This is a genomic window from Vibrio sp. 1288 (genome assembly GCF_033344475.1).
In genome coordinates, this window is sequence record NZ_JAWPOX010000094.1 from 1 (window position 1) to 1,423 (window position 1,423).

The following is a 1,423-nucleotide window of genomic DNA, read 5'->3' on the forward strand; positions in this document are numbered from 1 at the left end:
AGCGCATTATATAGTAATTGTTTTTGTGATGTAACACCAAAAGCAACCGTTTGCGTCATTTTTTTTGTCAAATTTGAGTTGTAGCCGAAATGTCGATAAAACACACAATGTCGCACTCTATCTGTCCGATTCGCTTTGCCCCATCTCCACGCTTTGATATAAAGACCACTAGACATTTTCTGAGATGTACCGATCAATGCAAATACGCCACTTCAACCGACTCAAGCGCAGCGTCCTACTTTTTGCTTCTGTGCTACTACTTTCTGCCTGCCAAATTGAGTCGCAGCCGAAAAGTGAATTCGAGAAAATCCAAGAGCGCGGAGTGCTACGCGTTGGCACGCTCAACAACCAACTCTCGTACTACATTGGTCCTGATGGCCCTGCGGGTTTGGATTATGAGCTGGCGCGTAAATTTGCAGAAGAGTTGGGCGTAAAGCTAGAAATCAAACCCGCTTTCAGACAAGCCGACCTTTTCCCAGCCTTAAAGAAAGGCGACATCGATATTATTGCTACGGGGCTTAATCAAACATCACAAGCCGTCAAGCGTTTTAGACCTGGCCCTGTTTATTATTATGTAAGCCAGCAAGTGGTCTACAAAAAGGGCCAGCTTCGTCCTCGTGATATTGAGCAGCTTATCGAGTATCAAGCATCCAAAGACAGTCAATCAGAAGAAGACGTGAATGCTGGCGCGCAAACATTGAAAATTGTCGAACAGTCTCAATATGTTCCGACACTGACGGCATTGAAAAAGCAGTATCCTGAATTGCAGTTTGAAATCGTGGGCGATGCTGACACTCGCGATTTACTGAAACATGTATCGACTGGAGAACTGCGTTTCACCGTCACTGATTCCGTAGAGCTGTCTCTCGCGCAACGCCTGTATCCAGATTTAGCGCTTGCTTTTGAGCTCACCGAAGATCAACCAGTATCATGGTTTACTCGCCGCTCAGAGGATGAGAGCTTGTATGCGATGCTGATTGAGTTTTTCGGCAATATCAAACAATCTGGCGAGCTAGCTTCTCTTGAAGAGAAGTACATTGGCCATATTGAAGCGTTTGACTACGTGGACACGCGTGCCTTTATTCGTGCTCTTGATGATAAGTTGCCGAGATGGGCTCCGCTGTTCCAAAAATACAGCGAAGAGTTTGATTGGCGTTTAATCGCGGCTTTGGCCTACCAAGAATCTCATTGGAAACCAAAAGCAAAATCGCCTACGGGTGTTCGTGGCATGATGATGCTGACTTTACCAACGGCGAAAAGTGTTGGTGTAACCGATCGTCTAAACCCAGAGCAATCTGTTCGTGGTGGTGTGGAATACCTGCGTCGCATCGTCGCTCGCGTACCTGATACGATTAACGAACATGAAAAAATTTGGTTTGCATTGGCATCGTACAATATTGGTTATGGCCACATGATGGACGCG

At 46.0% G+C, this 1,423-nt stretch carries 1 protein-coding gene and 1 pseudogene; one reads left to right on the forward strand and one right to left on the reverse strand.

All coding sequences use genetic code 11. The annotated features are described in order from the left end of the window. Positions 1 to 197 (reverse strand): annotated as a pseudogene (locus R8O11_RS24835) (hypothetical protein); the annotation flags it as partial. Here R8O11_RS24835 and mltF point away from each other — a divergent pair. Continuing rightward, positions 197 to 1,423 (forward strand): membrane-bound lytic murein transglycosylase MltF (mltF, locus tag R8O11_RS24840; RefSeq protein WP_318194557.1); only part of this gene is annotated, 1,227 nt, incomplete at its 3' end. The pseudogene R8O11_RS24835 and the gene mltF overlap by 1 nt on opposite strands.